Here is a 19,379-nt window from a genome sequence, read left to right on the forward strand (position 1 = left end):
ACGCGCCCTGCCGGCGATGCATGTCCTTCGAGACGGGCCCTCGACAAGCTCGGTCCCTCCTCAGGATGGGCGGTGAGGCAAATAATCCGGGCGACATAGTTCGGCATGACGATCTGCCATAAGCCACGCTTATGCCGCACCTGCAACGATTGATTGGCCCTCCTTATCGCGCAGGCGCATTGGAACCGTGCGTCACCGGATCGACCGGGGGCGCGGAAAGGAGACACAGCTATGTATCACATGAAGAATTTCGAAGGTCTGGCCGCGCATCGCGCGATCGCACCCCTGCCGCTTCTGGCCTCGCCGATCGCCGCCGTCCGCGCGTTCGTGCGCTGGTGGGGCGAGCATCAGGCCTGGCCGGCCAACGAGCCCGCACAGCTCACGCCCCCGCGCTGAGCCGCCAACTTGGCAGTCCCCTGATCGCTGGCTAGACCCCAGTCATAAAGATCAGGGGACTTCCATGACGCCGATCCGTTTCGCCGTGGCGCTCGCCGCCGGCATCGCTCTCCCTCTCTCCGCCGCCTCCGCCGACGAAGGCATGTGGACCTTCGACGCCTTCCCGTCCGCGAAGGTGAAGGCCGCCTACGGCTTCGCGCCCGACCAGGCCTGGCTCGATCGCGTGCGGCTCTCCTCGCTGCGGCTGACCGGGGGCTGCTCGTCCAGCCTCGTCTCGGGGCAGGGCCTCGTTCTCACCAACCATCATTGCGTGCGCGATTGCGCCCAGCAGATCTCGACCGGGACGGCCGATTATATCGCCGGCGGCTTCCTCGCCGCGACCCTCGCCGACGAGCGCAAATGCGCAGGTCAGCAGGCCGAGATCGTCACCGCCATCACCGACACGACCGCGCGCGTCCAGAAGGCGATCGGCACGCTCACCGGCGCCGCGCTCGCCAAAGCCCGCGACGGCGAGGTGGCGGCGATCGAGAAGGAAGGCTGCACCGATCCCGCGACCGAACGCTGCCAGGTCGTCACCCTGTTTGGCGGCGGCCAGTACAAGCTCTATCACTATCGCAAATATACGGACGTCCGGCTCGTCTACGCGCCCGAGGCCGACGCGGCCTTCTTCGGCGGCGATCCCGACAATTTCAATTTCCCGCGCTACGATCTCGATGCGGCCTTCCTGCGCCTCTACGAGAATGGCAAGCCGGTCGCGACGCCTGCGCACCTGACCTGGGCCGCGCGCGCGCCCAAGGAAGGCGAACTCGTCTTCATCACCGGCAATCCCGGTTCGACCCAGCGCCTCCTGACCCAGGCGCAGATGGCGTTCCAGCGCGACGTCTCGCTCCCCGCGCTCGAACTCTATCTGTCCGAGATGCGCGGCCGGCTGATATCGGCGATGGCGGGCGATCCCGAGAAGACGCGCACCGGGCAGGATCTGCTGTTCGGCATCGAAAATAGCTACAAGGCGCGCTACGGCCAGTGGCAGGCGCTGCTCGATCCGGGCTTTGCGGGCAAGCTCGCGCAGACCGAGGCGGAGCTGCGCGCGAAGGTCGCCGCCGATCCCGCCACCGCGCAGAAGATCGGCGATCCGTGGACCGATCTCGCCAAGCTGATGGTCGGCTATCGCGACATCTACAAGCCGTACAATTGGCTGGAGCTGCGCGCGGGCGGCTTCTCCGATCTCTATGGCGATGCGCGCGCGATCGTCCGCGCCGCGCAGGAGCGCGCCAAGCCCAATGCCGAGCGGCTTCCGGAATACCAGGATTCCAAGCTGGCTCTGCTCGAGAAGCAGCTGACCGACGACAAGCCAGTCTATCCCTGGCTCGAAGAGATCAGCATCGCTTACTGGCTCTCCAAGACGCGCGAGGCGCTGACGACCGACGCGCCGCCGGTGAAGGCGCTGCTCGGCAAGGAAAGCCCCGAACAGGTCGCGCACCGGCTGGTGACGGGCACCAAGCTCGGCGATCCGAAGGTGCGCGCCGCGCTCTTCTCGGGCGGACTCGCGGCGGTGCAGGCCTCGGACGATCCGCTGATCCGCTATGTGCTGGCCCATGATGGAGACGCGCGCGCGATCAAGGATCGCTACCGCTTCGAGATCGAGGCGCCGGTCACCGCCGCGCAGTCGAAGCTCGCCACCGCGCGCTTCGCCGCGTTCGGCACCGATCTCTACCCCGACGCGACCTTCACGCTGCGCCTGTCCTACGGCGCGGTGAAGGGCTGGACCTATCAGGGCGTGACGGTGAAGCCGACGACGGTGTTCGCCGGCATGTACGAGCGCGCGACGGGCGCGGACCCGTTCAAGCTGCCCCCGAAGGTGCTCGCCGCCGAGGGCCGGATCGACAAGACGAAGGTCGTCGATTTCACGAGCGACAACGACATTATCGGCGGCAATTCGGGCTCGCCGATCCTCGATGCGAAGGGCGCGGTGATCGGCGCGGTGTTCGACGGCAACATCCACTCGCTCGGCGGCAATTTCGGCTTCGACGGAACGCTCAACCGCAGCGTGTCGGTCTCGACCGTGGCGGTCGAGGAAGCGCTGACCAAGATCTATCCCGCGCCGCGACTGCTGGCGGAGCTGCACGCGAAATGAGGGAATAAGGTCCCGGATCAGGACCGTGCAGCCGGTTTCAGTCCTTGGGCATCGAAGAACCGGATGCGCGGCCTGATCCCGCGGCGGCGACGGTCGTCCAGCCGCAGACGAGCCAAAGCCAGCCGATGAGCAGCACGGGGCCCGCGGGATGATACAGAAGCGCATCCACCGCGTGGAGGGAGACGCTTTCGATCAGGAACAGCGTCGCGAGTGCCGCGGTCGCGCCGACCGCGATCGACGATCGGCGCGTCGTCGCGCGCCGCATGACCGCGAACATCGCCGCTGCGGCCGATAGGACGACGACGAGCAGCATCACGGCCTGTGCGGGGCGTCGCTCGGAATAAAGGCCCGCGCCGATCAGCCATGCGTCGATCGCGCCGACGATGTGGTGCCGCGTCATCGCGACGACTTCGACGGCGAACAGCATGTGTATCGCGGCAATGACAGCCCAGGTGCGGCGCTCGCGAAGACGGCCCGGCCCTGCCGCCCGGAACGCGAGCGCGGCGGCCGATGCCGCCGGCACGAAGGCCAGCAATCCGGCTGCTTGGGTTGAATTGATCTGCATTGGCAACCTGCTTAGGCATACGTCCGCGCCATGATCGCGGCAAGGAGTGGGCGATGACCGTGATATTCGCCTATCTCTGCTTCGTGCCGATCGCGGCATTGTGCTTCGCACGGTCGCCGACGCGCACCGCGATCCTGCTCGTGCTGCTCGGTGGATGGTGGCTGCTCCCGGTCGCCCGCTATGCGGCCGGCCCGCCGGGGACGGACTTCCACTGGTGGGTCAGCGGAATCGCGCTGCCATCCGATCTGCTGCTCACCAAGGCATGGATCCCTCCCTTGGTGGCCTTCGCCGGAGCCGCGCTGCGCGAGCCGACCCGATTGCGCGCCTGGCGGCCCGCCGCGATCGATCTGCCGATGGCGGCGTGGTGCCTGTGGCCGCTGGTCAACGGCCTCGGCGGAACGGCTAATCCCTCCCCTTGGCTCGCCTTCCTGTATGTTTCAGGGACGTGGGGATTGCCGTGGCTGATCGGCCGGGTCTGGCTTGCGGACCGGGAGAGCTGCCTTGCGCTGATCCGCGCGATCGCGCTCTCGGGGCTCGCGGCCCTGCCGATCGCGATCATCGAGGGGGTTCGCCCGGCGATGCTTTACGGGCTCGTCTACGGCCCGCATCCGTATCGGGCCGACGGCGTCGAGCGCTATGTGGGCTATCGCCCGATCGGATTTCTGGAACACGGCAATCTTTATGGCCTTTGGATCGCGATCGCCGCGTTCGCCGCGGTGTGGCTGCGGCGCAATGGGCACGGCGCGCACCGGCACTGGCTGATCCTGGCGATCGTGAACGTCGTGGTCGCGCTCGCGTCGCAATCGGCGGGCGCGATCCTGTTATTGTGTCTGGCGCTCGTGCTGGTCGCCATCTGGCGGTTGCCGATCTTCGTTCCTGCCGCGGTGATTGCGGGCGCTCTGCTGCTGCTCGTCGCGGCGGTGCATCTGTCCGGCGTCCTGCCCTTGCAGTCGATCGCACGCAGCGCGGCAGGAGAGCAGATGCTCGCCGCCATGCGGCGCATCGGGCGCGGTTCATTCCTCTGGCGCGTATCGCAGGACACCAAGACGCTGGCGGGCATCGCCGCGCACCCGATCCTCGGCACCGGGCATTGGGATTGGTGGCGGCCCTACGGCACGCGCCCCTGGGGGCAGATGCTGCTGCTGATCGGACAATATGGCCTGGCCGGGCTGCTGCTGGCGTGGGGCGCGCTCCTCGCTGCCTGCGTCGCGACATTTGCGCGCCTGCATGAATGGGGCGATCGGCTGGCAGGCGATGCAGCGCTGCCGCTGGCGATCATCGTGCTGCTCGCGCTCGCCGACGCGACTCTCAATGCGTTCTTTTTCTCGCCTGCGATCCTCGCGGCAGGGGCGATCGCCGTAAAGCCGATGCCGTGGAACTCGTCCGGACGAACATCGCGCGCACCGGCCGCCAGCGCTCCATTTCCTACGCCCGGAAGGCCTGATCGCGTACGGCGGCGAGGCTGACCAGGTCCGAAAGACCCGGCCCTCGCCCGACAGGCGATCCGGGCGCCACAGGCGGCGAATTCGGCCTCGACCGCGCCATCGGGCCGGCCCTCCTCCTTGGAGATCGATGCGCGGGCCGCCTCGATCTTTCTAGGATGTAGCGATCGACCGGCAACTGGCGTGCGAAGCGACCCAACATGGCGCAACCGCCGCCAGAGCAGCCGCGGGCGCGATCCGCGGCATGATCCGAGATTGCCGTCGCATGCCTGATCGAGCAACCCACCCCCAACCCCTACCTTCCAGGGAGGGAGGTCATGACGGCTTGTGGTGGGAGGCGGTCATTGCCCCCCCTCCCTGGAAGGGAGGGGCTGGGGGTGGGTCGCCATCCAGCGATGCGCCCGGCCGGACGGCAACCCACCCCTCAATCCCCTCCCTTTCAGGGAGGGGAGGTAACGGCGGCAATCGTGTGAGCGAACGCTCAGCGAGCCCTCTCCGCTTCGCGGGAGCGGGGGCGCCGCGTTTGAGGGATAAGTCCGCGATTGGGGCGAAAGCTGCCGTTCGCACATGGCGCAAAAGGCCTGTCCTACAGGAGCCCCCCATCTTATCCTCTTGCCGGCTCTTTCTCATCGTCGGCCTATCGCCAGAAGCCCGCACGGCCCGCTTCAGGCCCGGACGCACGCAATCCTCAACTTCCTCAACTTCGCTCGCGCAAGATACGGAGAAGTCCGGACTCCGATCGGGTCCAGCCCTTCGTCACGATCCGACCCCACCGCCGCTTCATCGAGGATCGTTGGCGGGTCTGGAATGCCGCTGTCGGCGCCGACGCAGCCGTAGCGCCGGCGACGTATCTACCGCCGCGCCGCGGCCGTCTTCGCCCGCAGCGCCTTGAACTCGCTCCCCTCGCGCCAGTCCGGCCACGCTCGGCTGTTCGCGAGGCTCGCGCCGATATCGTAGAAGAGCTGCACGTCCTGCGCCGCGCCGCGCAGGTCCCATTTGGGCGACCAGTCGTCGCACGGCTGGTGGTAGCATTTCATATAGTCGGCGAGCCATTTGTCGCCCGCCTTGCGGCCGCCCTTCGCCAGATCGTGGCCCCCGCTCATCCCCATCAGCAGCAAAGCCGGCACGCCGCGGCGGACGAGCGAGAAATGGTCGGCGCGGTAGAAGAGGCCGCGCTCGGGCAAAGCCTCGGGGGTGATCCGCCGGCCCTGCTTCGCAGCCGCGGCGGCGAGCATGTCCTCCAGCTCGCTCTGGCCGTTGCCGACGAGGACGACGTCCTTCGCCGGGCCGGCGGTCTGCAGCACGTCCATCGTCAGCACCGCGACCGTCTCTGAGACCGGAAACAGCGGATGCGCGGCATAGGCCTCCGAGCCGAGCAGCCCGCGCTCCTCGGCCGTCCACAGCGCGAAGACGACGCTGCGGTCAGGCGCGGGGCCGGCCCTGAACAGGCGCGCGAGCTCCAGCACGCCGGCGACGCCGGTGCCGTCGTCGCCCGCGCCCTGCCGCACCGTCTTGCCCTGCGCGTCGGGCGCGCCGATGCCGTAGGCGTCCCAATGCGCGCCATAGACGATCGTCTCGTCGGGATGCCCGCTGCCCTTGATCCGGCCGATCACATTGTGGCTCTCGACATGGCTGAGCTCGACCGGCGCATCCACGCTCAAGGCGGCGCCGGGGAGCGGCACCGGGCGGAAATCGTCGCGCCGCGCGGCAATGCGAAGGGCCGTCAGGTCGAGCCCGGATCGCTTGAACAGGTCGGTTGCGGCCGCGCCCTCCAGCCAGCCCTGCAGCGCGACGCGATAATCGCCGGGCTGACGGACGATGTCGTAATTCTCGCCGCCGGGCGCGCGCACCGTCTCCCAGCCATAGCCTGCGCCCGCCGTATCGTGGACGATCAGCGCGCCGATCGCGCCGCGCCGCGCGGCCTCGTCATATTTGTAGGTCCAGCGGCCATAATAGGTCATCCGCCGCCCGCCGAACTTGCCCGCGACGGCCTCGCCCGCCGCCGCCTCGAAATCGGGATCGTTGACGAGGAACACCGCGATCTTGCCCTTCAGATCGACGCCCTTGAAATCGTCCCAGGCGCGCTCGGGTGCGGTCACGCCATAACCGACGAAGACGAGCGGCGCTTTCGCGATCGTCACCCGATCCGCATCGCGCACCGTGTTTACGTAGATGCCCTGCCCCTCGGTCAGCGCCACCGGCCCGGCGTTCGTGTCGATCGTCACCTGCGTCGTCGGCGCGAGCTTCGTGCGGACGAGCGGCACCGACTGGAAATAGCTGCCGTCGGCGGAGATCGGCTCTAGCCCCAGCGCGCGATACTCCCGCGCCAGATAGCCGATCGTCCGCTCCTCCCCCGGCGTGCCGGGGCCACGTCCCTGATAGGGCGCCGAGGTCAGCTCGCGGACGATCCCCGTCATCCGCGCCGGGTTGATCTGGGCAGGCGCCTGCGCCGAGGCGGCCGTGGACATCAGTGCAAACAGGGCCAGCGACCGCATAACAGGCTTCCTTCAAGGGATCAGGCGTCATGCCCGGCAAGATACGCCGGGGCCAGCCCTTCCGTTGCGGTGCCCGGCGGCTTGCACTATATGCCGTGTCCCGCCCCGCACGCGCGCCGCTCTTCGACGTCGCGAGCGGGGCGCTTCTCGTTTACGGTCCAGTGAGGAGCCCTGATGACGCGTCGCCGCCAGATTTACGAGGGCAAGGCCAAGATCCTGTACGAGGGTCCGGAGCCCGGCACCCTGATCCAGTATTTCAAGGACGACGCGACCGCCTTCAACGCGCAGAAGAAGGGGACGATCAGCGGCAAGGGCGTGCTCAACAACCGGATTTCCGAGCATGTCTTCACATTGCTCGGCAATATCGGCGTGCCGACCCACTTCATCCGCCGCCTCAACATGCGCGAGCAGTTGATCCGCCAGTGCGAGATCGTGCCGATCGAGGTCGTGATCCGCAACGTCGCCGCGGGCAGCATCGCCAAGCGGCTCGGGCTGGAGGAAGGCCTGCAGCTCCCGCGCACGATCATCGAATATTATTACAAGGACGATGCGCTCGGCGATCCGATCGTCTCCGAAGAGCATATCGCCTGCTTCGGCTGGGCCAGCCAGGACGAGATGCACGACATCGCCGACATGGCGATCCGCATCAACGATTTCCTGACCGGGTTGTTTGCCGGCGTCGGCATCCGGCTCGTGGATTTCAAGCTCGAATTCGGGCGAATCTACGACAATGATTATGCGCGGATCATCCTCGCCGACGAGATCAGCCCGGACGGCTGCCGGTTGTGGGACATGACGACCGGCGAGAAGCTCGACAAGGATCGCTTCCGCCAGGATCTGGGCGGCGAGGTCGAGGCCTATCAGGAGATTGCGCGCCGGCTGGGCCTGCTGCCCGAAGGCGAGAATACGGTGCTCGACATGGCCGAGCATCGCAAGAACCGGGGCAAGTGATGCGCGCGCGTAGCCTGCTCGCGCTCGCGGGGGCGCTGATCGCCGCCGGGGCGGCGCAGGCTGCGCCCGCGCCCGAAGCCGTCAAGGTCGAGCCGGTCAGCCTGAACTGCGATGCGATCTCCTATCGCGGCACGCTCGATCCGGTGACGGTCAAGCAGCTGGAGCCGATCCACAATCTGGATGCGGTCGCGGCAGTTCTCAAGAAGAAGGGCTATGTGTTCGATCGCGCGCGCGGCGTCGTCACGATCGGCCTCCCGCCCGAGGCCAAGGCCAATATCGATTCCCTGCCGCCGGGCGAGCCGATCGTGCTGCCCGCCAAGGATGGCGGGATCGTCTGCGTGCTCGTGCCGAGCGCCGACTCGGTCTGAGTCGCCCCCTCCCGCCCGATCTCCGGCGTCAGCGGCGGATCAGCCCCATCCGTCGCAGGGCCAGCCAGGTGATGCCCGAACAGGCCACGCCGGCGATCGCGGCCAGCAGCGTTCCTCCCGCGCCATGCGCGAACGGCAGGCCGCCCGTATTCATCCCGAAGAAGCCAGTGACGAGCGTCGCCGGTACGAACAACGCGGTCACGATCGACAGCAGATAGACATTCTCGTTCGTGCGCTGGCCGGCTTGGAGATCCAGCTCGTCGCGCAGGAGCCGAAGCTGGCTCTGGACCGCGATGATGTCGCGATCCAGCGCGCCGAGCCGCGCGCCCTGCCAGCCGATCAAGGCGGAGAGGTCGGGCGGCAACGTCACATCGCCTTCCAGCCGATGGATCGCCGTCCGCATGCCCGCGGTCAGGCGATGCAGCCGCGCCGACAGGCGGCGCATGCCGACGAGCAGGCGCGTGTCCGGCATGCCTTCGTCGGCAAGGATCTGGTCCTCCAGCGCGAGCTGCTCGGCGAGGATCACCTGCGTGCGCTCGCCGACGAGATCGCCGAGCGCTGCGAAGATCAGCTCCAGCGCAGCCCCTCCGTCCAGCGGCCCCGACTCCGCGAGCTGCGCGCGCAGCGTATCCGGCGTCTTCAGCGGGCGATGGCGGCCCGTGACGATGAGGCCCGGCCGATAGGCGACGCGGAGCGCGCCGATCCGGCCGGTTTCGATGGCGTCGAAATCGCGTTCCAGATCGGGCAGGATCAAGACCAGCGCGTCATTCTGCCACTGCCCCTGCGGCCGCGTGTCGATCTCGACGAAAAGGGCGGCTGCGTCCGCCGGCAAGCCCGCCTCCTGCGTCACCCAGCGCACGCTCCGCCGATCGCACAGATCGAGATGAACCCAGCGGAACGGCGCCTCGCGCGGTGGCTCGACATGATCCAGGACGAGCGCGTCATTCTCGTTCCAGCAGCTCCAGATGATCCCGGGCTGCACGAGCGCGAGCGCGATCGGCACCGGTTCGGAGCCGGCGTCTCCCGCAAGATCGATCGGATGGCGCATGTCGCCGCCCTTCTAGCGCAAGTGGCCGCCGAACGCAGTCCCGCGCGCCCGAAGCTGCTCTGGATCGCGCTTTTACATCAGGCGAGCCGCGCCTGCGCGCGTTTCGCCGAGCCGTCGGTCAGCGCCCAGCGCAGCACGCGGCCGACGCCGTGAACGCCGAGCCGCAGCGGCGACCGTCCCATTTCCGGCATCCTGTAGCGATGCAGCGCGCGCGCCCAGGCCGGCAGCAAGTCGATCGCCGCGCCGGCTAGCAGCTTGCCGACGGGAAGCAGCAGCGGATGCGGCGACGGCTGATCGAGCAAAGCCGCGGCGACCGCGCGCGTGCGTTCGTCGGCGCGAAGCTGCGGGCGCACGGCCTGGAGATAGGTCTCGACCGCGCGCCGCGAGCGCGGCACCTCGCGCGCGCCGAGCCGCTCGGCGACGAGCGCCGTCTCGTCATAATAACGATCCTGCTCGGCGGCCGGGAAGGCCGAATCGCGGTAGCGCAGGTAAGCGGCGAGGAACGAACTCGCCTCCGCGACATGCACCCAGGTCAGCAGTTCCGGATCGTTGGCCGAATAAGGCGTGCCGTCGGGCAGCACGCCGGCAACACGATCGTGGATCGTGCGCACTCGATCGATCAACCGCTCGGCCTCCGCCTTCGCGCCATAGGTCGTGCCGGCGACGAACTGCGCGGTACGGCGCAGGCGGCCGGCGCGGTCGCGCTCGAAATCCGAATGGTCCCACACGCCCGCCAGCGCCAGCGGGTGGAGCATCTGCAACAGCAGCGCGGAAGTGCCGCCGATCATCATCGAGGTGAAATCGCCATGGACGCGCCAGCAGGCAGATTGCGGCCCGAACAGGCCTTCGTCGCCCGGGGGCCGGTCGAGATCGAGTTCGCCCGATCCGAAGCCGACGAGCCCGTGGACCTGATCCTGTATCGCGCGGCGCAGACTTTCCATCCGTTTGATGTGGGGACGGCGTGCCGCCGGCGCCACCGCCGCCTCAGTTGCGCCCGCGCCAGATCTTCACGGGTGCGCTTGGGTCGCCGGCGGGCGCCGGACAACTGGTCCAGCGCAGCCTCTTGTCGAGGCACACCCAGACTTCCTCCAGCCAGCCCTGACGATTGACGTTGAGCCGGACCATGTCCGTGCTCATGCCGCGATTGGCGGCGGCGAAGGCACGCTGGATCGAGGCGGTGCTCGTCGCGCCATACGAAAGCGCGCGCAGGTTCGGCATGCGCAGTCCGGCGAACAGGCGTCGCGACTCGGCGAAATAGCGGTCCGGATCATAGCCCGACATGCACGTGCCGTGTTTGGCCCATTCGTGCTGCGCGAGTTGCGCCAAGGGCGTCGCGCAATAATGCGCGCGCAGCGTCGCTAGCGGCAGAGGCGCCGCCGGCGCGCACCACTGCGGCCACGTCTTGCCCTCTCCGTCGGGCCACAGCCCGTGGAGCACGAAACCGCGCTTGCCTGCGCCTGCGCGGCAATCGAGCGCACCAGCACCGCTGCTGCCGCCCTTGCGACAATTTTCGGCGAGCCAAATGAGCGAGAGCGTGTAGCTGCCGATGGGCACGACGCGGCTCGGCTCGCGCTCGCTCGCGCCTTCGATATCCGGCGCGGCGATGCGCGGCGGCACCGTGCAGACCGGCGCGGCCATGGCCGATGCGAGCGGCGCCAACGCGGCCACTGCCAGCGCAAGTCCGAGCCTCGTCATTCTTTCGTCCCCTTCATCCAGGCGCGCGCATCGGATCGCAGCAGCATCAGCGCGCCCGCGACCTGGAGGAAGATGCAGATCGCCGCGAGCATGCCGCGCGTCCCCGGCACCGCGTCGCGCTCGCCGAGCATCCGTCCGATCACGACCAAGGCCCAGGCCGCGAGCGCGAGCGCAACCCAGGACGCGATCCGGCTGCCCGCGCGCGAGACGAGGATCAGCACGGCCAACGGCAGCAACAGGCTCACCCCATCGATCAGCGCGAGGCCCAGCCGGTCGTCGATGCCTAGCGCCTTGAACAAGCCCGCGGCGCGATAGACGGCCAAAGTCCCAGGCCAGGCGATCGCCATATTGACCGCGCCGAGCAGGAGCGCCGCGATCCAGAGCCGTTCGAACACCGTGATGGAAGCAGGCCGTACCATAATCCCCCGAGCCGCCGACGATAGCGGCGGTCGCCCCGGCGACAAGCCTCAGATCGTCTCGAAATCGAGCCCGATATCGACCGCGGGAGCCGACTGGGTCAGCCGCCCGACCGAAACATAGGTGACGCCCGTCGCGGCGATCGCGCCGATCGTGTCGAGCCGAACGCCGCCGGACGCCTCGGTCGGCACGCGTCCGGCGACGAGCGCCACCGCCTCGGCCAGCATCGGCGGCGCCATATTGTCGAGCAGCAGATGTGTCGCGCCGTTGGCGATGGCCGGTTCGATCTGGTCGATCCGGTCGACCTCGACGATGATCCGCGCGATGCCTGCGTCGCGCGCGCGCGCGGTCGCGGGGCCGACGCCGCCGGCGACCGCGACATGATTGTCCTTGATCATCGCCGCATCCCACAGCCCCATGCGATGATTGGCGCCGCCGCCCATCCGCACCGCATATTTTTCGAGCGCGCGCAGCCCGGGGATCGTCTTGCGCGTGTCGAGCAGGGTCGCGCCCGTAGCAGCGATCGCATCGACATAGGACGCGGTCAGCGTCGCGACGCCGGAGAGATGCTGGACGGTATTGAGCGCCGAGCGTTCGGCGGTGAGCAAAGCGCGCGCGTTGCCGGCGATGCGCATCAGCACGGTGGCGGCGGCGACGCGATCGCCCTCGGCGGCGAGCGTCTCGATCTCGACGGCGGGGTCGAGCGCGCGGAAGAAGGCCTCGGCAATCGGCAGGCCCGCGACGGCGATCGCCTCGCGCGCCGCCATCACGCCCGAAAAGCGCGCGTCTGCGGGGATGACGGCGGCGGCGGTGATGTCGCCCGACGGTCCCATATCCTCGGCCAGAGTGGCGGCGACGAAGGCGTCGATATCGAACCCGTGTATGTGCAAACCCGATTCCCTTACTGCGCAAAGGGTGGCCGCTCCCGCAGCACAACGCCGTCTCTCCGTTCGTCCTGAGCTTGTCGAAGGACCGTTCTTACTACTTGGACGGCAGAACAAGGACGGTGCTTCGACAAGCTCAGCACAAACGGGGTTAGGGTGCCCCGATCCAGTCCCCCGTTACCCGCACCGGGCGGCCGACATCGCCCTGCCCCACGCTCGCGCTCGCCATCTCCAGCATCCGGTCGAGCGGCCTCTTCGCGGCGAGCCGCGTGGCCTCGTCCATCTCGATCCTTGGCGTCAGGTCGCGCAGCGCGAGGTACAGTTTCTCGAGGCTGTTCATCGCCATATACGGGCACATGTTGCAGTTGCAGTTCCCGTCCGCGCCCGGCGCGCCGATGAATTTCTTGTGCGGTGCGGCCTTCTCCATCTGGTGGATGATGTGCGGCTCGGTCGCAACGATGATCGTCTGCGCGGGCGACGAGAGCGCGAATTCGAGGATCGCGCGCGTCGAGCCGATCTGGTCGGCATGGTCGAGGATGTAGGCCGGGCATTCGGGGTGCGCGGCGACCGGGGCGTCGGGATATTGCGCCTTCAGCTTCAGCAGCTCGGTCTCCGAGAAAGCCTCGTGGACGATGCACGCGCCCGGCCACAGCAGCATGTCGCGCCCAGTCTTGCGGTTGAAATAAGCACCCAGATTCTTGTCCGGCGCGAAGATGATCTTCTGGTCCATCGGGATCTGGCTGAGGATCTTCTCGGCCGAGGACGAGGTGACGATGATGTCCGAATGCGCCTTCACCGCCGCCGAGCAGTTGATGTAGGTGAGCGCGATATGGTCCGGGTGCGCGGCGCGGAACGTGGCGAACTGCTCGGGCGGGCAGCTGTCCTCGAGAGAGCAGCCGGCAGCCATGTCAGGCAGCACGACGATCTTGTCGGGCGACAGGATCTTGGCGACCTCGGCCATGAAGCGCACGCCGCAAAAGGCGATGACGTCGGCGTCGGTCTCGGCGGCCTTCTTGCTGAGATCGAGGCTGTCGCCGACGAAATCGGCGAGATCCTGGATCTCGGGCACCTGATAATAATGGGCGAGGATCACGGCGTTGCGCTCCTTGCGCAGCCGATCGATCTCGGCGCGCAGGTCGAGCCCGGCAAGGTTGGTCACGGGTGCGTTCACGGCAGCGTCTCTCCTCGTCGCGCGAGATAGGGATGCGCGCGCGATTTGTCGAAGATTCTCGGGTCAGATCTGCGGCCCCCCGAACCGTGCATTCTCCGCTTTCTTCCATTGATCGTGCAGCCACGCGCGCGGCCGACCGACGCCGACCACTTCGGTGAAATCCAGCCAGCCTTCGGCCGCTTCCGACAGCCGCGCCTGGACGGGGCTGGGCGTCAGATCGTTCGCCCAATCGCGCAGCGAGACCGCGTTGAGCACAAGCAGGAGCAGGCCCGCCACCGCGAGCACGCCCGCCGTCCAGCCGAGACCGGGCGCGTCGACGGGCGCGGCGGGAAGATCGATCGGCGAGGGCGTTTCGCGAGGCATGTCCGACTTCCTCTAACCTATCCGTTCGTTTCGAGCGAAGTTCGAGCTTGCCGAGAACGAAGTCGAGAAGGCTGGCGAAGGGTTCTCGACGGACGCTTCTCGACAAGCTCGAAGCTGCTCGAACCGAACGGAGGAGTCTGGCGCAGCCATTATCAGAACTGGTAATAGATGAACGGCGCAACACCCTCGAAGCGCATCGCATCGACGATCACGATCGCCACCGCCACCAGCGCTCCCAAAGCCGGCACCGGCAACCAGCGCAGCCTGAGCGCCAGCTTTTGCCCCAGATCGCCGGGCGCGAAATGGAAGCTCATGCCCAGCACGATCAGCGCGACCGCAAGCGGCGTCACGACCAGCTCCGCGCCCGCCATTCCGCCGCCCAGCAGCCCGCCCAGATAGGCGGTCGCCTGCCCGAAGCTTTCGGCGCGGAAGAAGATCCAGCCGAGCACGACGATGTGGAAGGTGATCAGGATGCCGAGCACGCGCGGCATGCGTGGAGCGCCTTCGGGGCGGAAGCGCGCCCAGACCCGCTCCAGCGCGAGGACACCGCCGTGCAGCCCGCCCCAGATGACGAAGGTCCATTTGGCGCCGTGCCACAAGCCGCCGAGCAGCATCGTCGCGAGCAGATTGACGCACTGGCGCGCGAAGCCCCGCCGATTGCCGCCGAGCGCATCGATATAGAGATAATCGCGCAGCCAGCTCGACAGGCTGATATGCCAGCGACGCCAGAATTCCTGGAGCGAGGCCGCGCGATAGGGCTGGTCGAAATTGAGCGGAAAGCGATAGCCGAGCAGGGCCGCGATCCCGATCGCCATGTCGCTATAGGCCGAGAAATCGCAGTAGATCTGGACCGCATAGCCATAAGCCGCGGCGATCAGATCGATCGCCGAATGCGAGGCCGGATCGAAGAAGACCGGATCGACGAGGCTCGTCGAGATCTCCGAGGCGACGACCGCCTTCTTGAAGAGGCCCCACACGATCAGCACAAGCCCCATGGTGGCCATGTCGCGCGTCAGCACCGGCGTGCGCTTGAACTGCGGCAGCAGATCCGATCCGCGCACGATCGGCCCCGCGACGAGATGTGGGAAAAAGGACATGAGCAGGGTGATGTCGAGCAGCCGCTCGGCGGCGATGCGGCGCTTGTAGACGTCGATGAGGTAGCTCATCCCCTGGAAGGTGAAGAAGCTCACCCCCACCGGCAGCACGATCTGCATGAGCGGCATATCTCGCGCGAAGCCGAGCCCCGCTAGGATCGCGCCGAGCTGCTCGAGGAAGAAATCGTAATATTTGAAGACGCCGAGGATGCAGAGATTGGCGGCGACGCCCACAAGCATGATCGCCTTGCGCGTACCCTCTTCCTCTTCGCCGGTCCGCTCGATCAGCCGCGCGGCGCCCCAGTTCAGGAAGGCCGAGACGATCAGCAGCGCGACGAAGCGCCAGTCCCACGCGCCGTAAAACACCCAGCTCGCGAGCAGCAGCAGGATCTTGCGCCACTCGTTCGATCCCCGCGCAGCCCAGGTGACCGAAAAGACGAGGAGGTAGAAGAGCCCGAAGGTGAGCGTCGGGAACAGCATCTAGCGGCTACTGCCCAGCGCCGTTTGCCCTTCCGTTCGGTTCGAGCAGCTTCGAGCGAAGTCGAGAAGCGACCGTCGAGAACACTTCTCGACTTCGTTCTCGGCAAGCTCGAACTGCGCTCGAAGCAAACGGGTGGGATGACGAATCACTTCGCCCCGCTCGCGCGATCCAGGTCCGCCTGCAGCCGGTCGGCGATCTCCTTGCCGCCGGCCTTCGTGTAATGGACATAGTCGCTGCGCATCAGCGGCGGATTAGCGCGGACCCAGCGCAAGGCCGTGCAGCGGCCGCCCATCCGCCCTTCCCAATCCCAGAAGGCGACGTGGAGCGAGGTGGCCACGCGCCGCTGGATATCGCGCACGACCGAGAGCCCGGCGGGCGGGAAGAGCGGGTTGCGCGCGGTTTCGGGCGGGCGGACGGGCAAGGGCTGGACGACCGCGCCGGGCGGATAGATCGACTTGGGCGGGGTCGGCGCCTGCGTGACGCCGAGATAGGTGCCCAGCTTGGCCATCGCTGCGGCGAGTCCGGTCCCTGCGGACGGATCGAGCACGGGTGCTGCCGCCGTCACCACGGGCAATTCGCCCCCGTCGCGGCATGCGCTGCTGTCCCCGCCCGGGCCGTTGGCGAGCAGGTCGCTCCGCCGCGTCAGCGCGTCGGGCGCCCCCAGCAGCAGGATCGGCACATTGCCCGCAAGCCTCCGGATGCGGCCGATCTGGCTGCGCAGGATCGCCTCATATTCGAAAGGCGAGACGCGCGGCGCGAAGCCCTCGTTCGTGCCGAAGGCGAGCACGATCAGATCGGGATCGTAGGTCTGCATCTCCTCGGCGACGACGCTGTCGTCGGTCCGCCCGAAATGAACGAGCTGCGAGCCGACGACGCCGACGTTCGAGAGGGCGATGCCGCCGTGATCGAAAAAGGTCGCCCAGCTCGTCAGCGTCACCGGGCCGCCATCAGTAGTGATGTCGACATGCGTCTGTGGGGTTGGTGCGGTGAGGGTCCGGCATTCGGGCCGCGCGGAGGCGGACGCCCAGCTGAGCCTTTGCTCGCTCTGGTCGCCGATCCGCACGGTCAGCGCCCCCGCGCCCGGCCCAGCCATCGCGCACAGCACGACCCGGTCGAAGCGCTCGCTCGCCTCGGCCTCCAGCGCCATCGTCGCGCCCGGCGCGCGGCTCGTCAGCGTGAAGGCGGACAGGCCGAGCGGCGGGTGCCCGTCGCCCCAGCCCTTGCCGAAATCGGAGGCGATGCTCCAGTCGGGCGACATCGAGACGGTCACGCCGCGCGTGAGATAGCCGTCATAAGGCCGCCCCGGTGCGAGCACGCCGCGCCCGCCGCCGCCATAGCGGCCCTGCAGCGTCTCGCGCAGCGCCCCGGAGATCATGTCGCCAGCCGAATGGCTATCGCCGATCTGGAGGATGTGGAGCGGCTTGCTTTTGGGCGCACCCGGCGCATTCGCCTTGGCGAGCTTCGCGAAAAAAGGCTGCAGGACCTGCGTGTTGCTCAGGCCCTCGCCCGCGCCCAGCGCGGCGCCTGCCGCCAGCAGCAGGCCGATCATGCCTGCGGCCGATCAACCGGCGGCGGCGGCGGCGCCAGCGCGACGGGCGGCGCCTGCCCGCGCGCCTTGTCCGCCGCCTCTCGGATCCGCGCGGCGAGCGCTTTGGTAATCCGGACATAGCCGTTCATCGACATGTGCACGCCGTCATTGGCGCGCAGCAGCTTTGGCGCGCCGCTCTGGTCGGGATAATAAGCTTCATATTGCCCCTGCGGATCGACGGTGAGCGGGCGGATATCGACGAAGGGCACGCCCAGCCGCCCCATCAGCGACCGGTAGAAGGCGTTCATCGCGGTCGTGTCGCTGTCGAAGCCCGAATCGCGCATCACCGGCAGGCCGACCCAATAGACGGCGGCGCCGTGGCGGCGGAGCATCGCCACATAGGATTCGACGCGGGCGCCGATGATCGCCTGCCAGCGCGTGCTCATCAGCGCGCCGCATTTGCCGTCGTCACCGCACACGCCCTGCGCGTCGTTCGCGCCGAACGAGATGACCGCGACGTCGATCGGCTGGTCGCCGATGCGGCCTTCGTCATGCTGTTCGAGATTGAGGCGCTTGTAGCGGGTGAAGCCGGTCGATTGCTGGCTGTATTTCTCAACGCGAAAGCCCTGGGCGACGGGGAGCAGCCGATACAGGCCCGACCAGACGCCGTCGCCGAAGCTGTCGCCGAACACGCCGATGCGGACCGTGCGGCCATTGCGGACGCTGTCTTCGAGGCTGGGCTGCGGCTGATCGTCGGTCAGCGCGACGGGGGCTTCGGGCAGGACCGCGGCGGGCGCGGGCTTGTCCTTGGGCTCTTCGGTGGGTTTGACCGGATCGGGCGCGGCGGGGCCGGTCGGCGGGGGGGGCGCTATCGCCGGCTCGGCGCCCTGCACCGGCGCGGCTTCGGGCGCGAGCATGACGGCCTGGTGGCTCTCATTGCCCGTGCCGAACGCATAGCCGATCGCGACCCCCGCGGCGACGCCGAGGAACAGGACGGCGGTTCGATCGAGGAGCAAGCGCACGGGCGACACGCTTCGCGGACTGCCGCGCGCGCAGGCGCTTGGCAAGGCGGGTTTGCGCGGAAAGCTGTGGATGGAGTCGAGCGGGGGATGGATGGTGGCAGCACAATTGCCAACCGCTCCTCCTAAGGAGCCCCTTCGACTGCCTGCCAAGGCAGGCGCTCAGGACAGGCATTGAGCTTGTCGAAATGGCGTCTCGACGGACTCGTGCGACGGCACTGGTCCTTCGAGACGGGCCTTCTTCAAGCTCAGTCCCTCCTCAGGATGAGCGGTGGTGAGCTTTATCCGACGAAGGCGCGTTCGATCACATATTCGCCGGGGTTGGCGTTGGAGCCCTCGGTGAAACCCTGCCCGTCGAGCAATGCGGCGGTCTCCTTGATCATCGCCATCGATCCGCACAGCATGACGCGATCATGTTCGGGATCGAACTTCTGCGGCCGCTCGGGCGCGCCCGCGAAGATCGTGCCGTCGGCGATCAGCGCATCGATGCGGCCCGACGTATGGAAGGGTTCGCGCGTGACGGTCGGAATATAATGGAGCTGGGTGGCGGCGAAATCCTCGACCAAGGGATCGCCGGCGAGCTTGTTGTCGAGCTCCTCGCGATAGGCGAGATCGCTGACCTTGCGGACCGAGTGGACGACGACGACCTGCTCGTAGCGATCATAGATGTCCGGATCGCGGATGATCGACATCCAGGGTGCAAGCCCGGTGCCGGTGCCGAACAGGAACAGGCGGCGGCCGGGCAGCAGCGCGTCGGCGACGAGCGTGCCGGTGGGCTTGCGGCCGAGAAAGATCTCGTCGCCTTCCTTGACCTGCTGGAGCTTGGAGGTGAGCGGGCCGTCCTCGACCTTGATCGACAGGAATTCGAGCTCCTCGGCCCAGGACGGCGAGGCGACCGAATAAGCGCGCAGCAGCGGCTTGCCGTTGTCGCCCATCAGCCCGATCATGACGAACTCACCCGAGCGGAAGCGGAAGCTGGGCGGGCGCGTCACCGTGAAGCTGAACAGATGCTCGTTCCAATGACGGACCGAGAGCACCTTCTCGACAGTGAGGCTGCCGGTCGGCTCGAGGGGCGTGAGCAAAGCGTGGGCGGACATGTCTGGCCTTGGGCGATTTCGGGAAGCCATTGCCTTTAGGGTAGGCCGCGAGCGGATCGCAATGCGCGATGCGCGAAAGCGATCAAGAATTGCTTGGCGGTGGGATAGGCGCGACGGGTGGAAGGAGAACCCGCCGCTCATCCTGAGGAGCCACTGAGCTTGGCGAAGTGGCGTCTCGAAGGATCTGGCCGCCGGATGTCCTTCGAGACGAGGCTTCGACTTCGCTCAGCC

Annotated in this window: 18 protein-coding genes; 5 read left to right on the top strand and 13 right to left on the bottom strand. The window is 67.7% G+C overall.

The window, feature by feature from the left end:
* The first annotated feature begins 240 nt into the window (after positions 1-240).
* Complete coding sequence (locus Q4F19_RS10595) at positions 241-396, top strand: hypothetical protein (protein ID WP_303542336.1); 156 nt, start codon at positions 241-243, stop codon at positions 394-396.
* A 64-nt stretch (positions 397-460) separates the two neighbouring features.
* Positions 461-2,530: a S46 family peptidase gene (locus tag Q4F19_RS10600; protein ID WP_303542338.1), complete on the top strand. Its 2,070-nt coding sequence runs from the start codon at positions 461-463 to the stop codon at positions 2,528-2,530.
* A gap of 37 nt (positions 2,531-2,567) precedes the next feature.
* Here the strand turns inward: Q4F19_RS10600 and Q4F19_RS10605 are convergent, their stop codons facing one another.
* A complete protein-coding gene (locus tag Q4F19_RS10605; protein ID WP_303542340.1) occupies positions 2,568-3,095 on the bottom strand; it encodes a hypothetical protein in 528 nt (175 codons plus the stop codon).
* Between the two features lie 53 nt (positions 3,096-3,148).
* Between Q4F19_RS10605 and Q4F19_RS10610 the strand changes: the two genes are divergently transcribed.
* Positions 3,149-4,561 carry a hypothetical protein gene (locus tag Q4F19_RS10610; protein WP_303542343.1) on the top strand — a complete coding sequence of 471 codons (1,413 nt, stop codon included), beginning with the start codon at positions 3,149-3,151 and terminating at the stop codon, positions 4,559-4,561.
* A gap of 827 nt (positions 4,562-5,388) precedes the next feature.
* Here Q4F19_RS10610 and Q4F19_RS10615 read toward each other — a convergent pair.
* Positions 5,389-7,032: a M28 family metallopeptidase gene (locus Q4F19_RS10615; protein WP_303542346.1), complete on the bottom strand. Its 1,644-nt coding sequence runs from the start codon at positions 7,030-7,032 to the stop codon at positions 5,389-5,391.
* 174 nt (positions 7,033-7,206) lie between these two features.
* Here Q4F19_RS10615 and purC point away from each other — a divergent pair, with 174 nt between their 5' ends.
* Positions 7,207-7,983 carry a phosphoribosylaminoimidazolesuccinocarboxamide synthase gene (gene purC / locus Q4F19_RS10620; protein ID WP_303542348.1) on the top strand — a complete coding sequence of 259 codons (777 nt, stop codon included), beginning with the start codon at positions 7,207-7,209 and terminating at the stop codon, positions 7,981-7,983.
* Positions 7,983-8,351, top strand: coding sequence for a hypothetical protein (locus Q4F19_RS10625; RefSeq protein ID WP_303542350.1), 369 nt, complete (start codon positions 7,983-7,985; stop codon positions 8,349-8,351). The genes purC and Q4F19_RS10625 overlap by 1 nt, the downstream gene beginning before the upstream one ends.
* Before the next feature lie 28 nt (positions 8,352-8,379).
* On the opposite strand, the gene Q4F19_RS10630 is transcribed toward Q4F19_RS10625, so the two are convergent.
* The 11 genes from Q4F19_RS10630 to Q4F19_RS10680 all read right to left on the bottom strand — a co-directional run bounded on the left by Q4F19_RS10630 (position 8,380) and on the right by Q4F19_RS10680 (position 19,148).
* A complete protein-coding gene (locus Q4F19_RS10630) occupies positions 8,380-9,399 on the bottom strand; it encodes a CorA family divalent cation transporter (RefSeq protein ID WP_303542352.1) in 1,020 nt (339 codons plus the stop codon).
* Between the two features lie 77 nt (positions 9,400-9,476).
* On the bottom strand, positions 9,477-10,340 hold the full coding sequence (locus Q4F19_RS10635; RefSeq protein ID WP_303542354.1) for an oxygenase MpaB family protein: 864 nt from the start codon (positions 10,338-10,340) through the stop codon (positions 9,477-9,479).
* 43 nt (positions 10,341-10,383) lie between these two features.
* The gene (locus tag Q4F19_RS10640) at positions 10,384-11,094 is read right to left on the bottom strand and encodes a ribonuclease T2 family protein (RefSeq protein ID WP_303542356.1); all 711 of its coding nucleotides are present in this window, start codon (positions 11,092-11,094) and stop codon (positions 10,384-10,386) included.
* Entirely contained in the window at positions 11,091-11,513 is a 423-nt protein-coding gene (locus tag Q4F19_RS10645) for a hypothetical protein (protein WP_303542358.1), read from the bottom strand. The genes Q4F19_RS10640 and Q4F19_RS10645 overlap by 4 nt, the downstream gene beginning before the upstream one ends.
* A 48-nt stretch (positions 11,514-11,561) precedes the next feature.
* Positions 11,562-12,401, bottom strand: coding sequence for a carboxylating nicotinate-nucleotide diphosphorylase (gene nadC / locus Q4F19_RS10650; protein ID WP_303542360.1), 840 nt, complete (start codon positions 12,399-12,401; stop codon positions 11,562-11,564).
* A gap of 145 nt (positions 12,402-12,546) precedes the next feature.
* Positions 12,547-13,566: a quinolinate synthase NadA gene (gene nadA / locus Q4F19_RS10655; RefSeq protein ID WP_303542362.1), complete on the bottom strand. Its 1,020-nt coding sequence runs from the start codon at positions 13,564-13,566 to the stop codon at positions 12,547-12,549.
* A 63-nt stretch (positions 13,567-13,629) separates the two neighbouring features.
* A complete protein-coding gene (locus Q4F19_RS10660) occupies positions 13,630-13,929 on the bottom strand; it encodes a hypothetical protein (RefSeq protein ID WP_303542363.1) in 300 nt (99 codons plus the stop codon).
* A gap of 152 nt (positions 13,930-14,081) precedes the next feature.
* Positions 14,082-15,503 (bottom strand): MBOAT family O-acyltransferase, encoded by a 1,422-nt coding sequence (locus Q4F19_RS10665; RefSeq protein ID WP_303542364.1) that lies wholly within the window; start codon positions 15,501-15,503, stop codon positions 14,082-14,084.
* Between the two features lie 146 nt (positions 15,504-15,649).
* Positions 15,650-17,053, bottom strand: a complete 1,404-nt coding sequence (locus Q4F19_RS10670; RefSeq protein ID WP_303542366.1) for an SGNH/GDSL hydrolase family protein — start codon at positions 17,051-17,053, stop codon at positions 15,650-15,652.
* A complete protein-coding gene (locus Q4F19_RS10675; protein WP_303542368.1) occupies positions 17,050-18,054 on the bottom strand; it encodes an SGNH/GDSL hydrolase family protein in 1,005 nt (334 codons plus the stop codon). The genes Q4F19_RS10670 and Q4F19_RS10675 overlap by 4 nt, the downstream gene beginning before the upstream one ends.
* 278 nt (positions 18,055-18,332) lie before the next feature.
* Positions 18,333-19,148, bottom strand: a complete 816-nt coding sequence (locus tag Q4F19_RS10680) for a ferredoxin--NADP reductase (protein WP_303542371.1) — start codon at positions 19,146-19,148, stop codon at positions 18,333-18,335.
* Positions 19,149-19,379 lie beyond the last annotated feature (231 nt).

The organism is Sphingomonas natans, from assembly GCF_030546695.1.
Classification (GTDB): Bacteria; Pseudomonadota; Alphaproteobacteria; order Sphingomonadales; family Sphingomonadaceae; genus Sphingomonas_I; species Sphingomonas_I natans.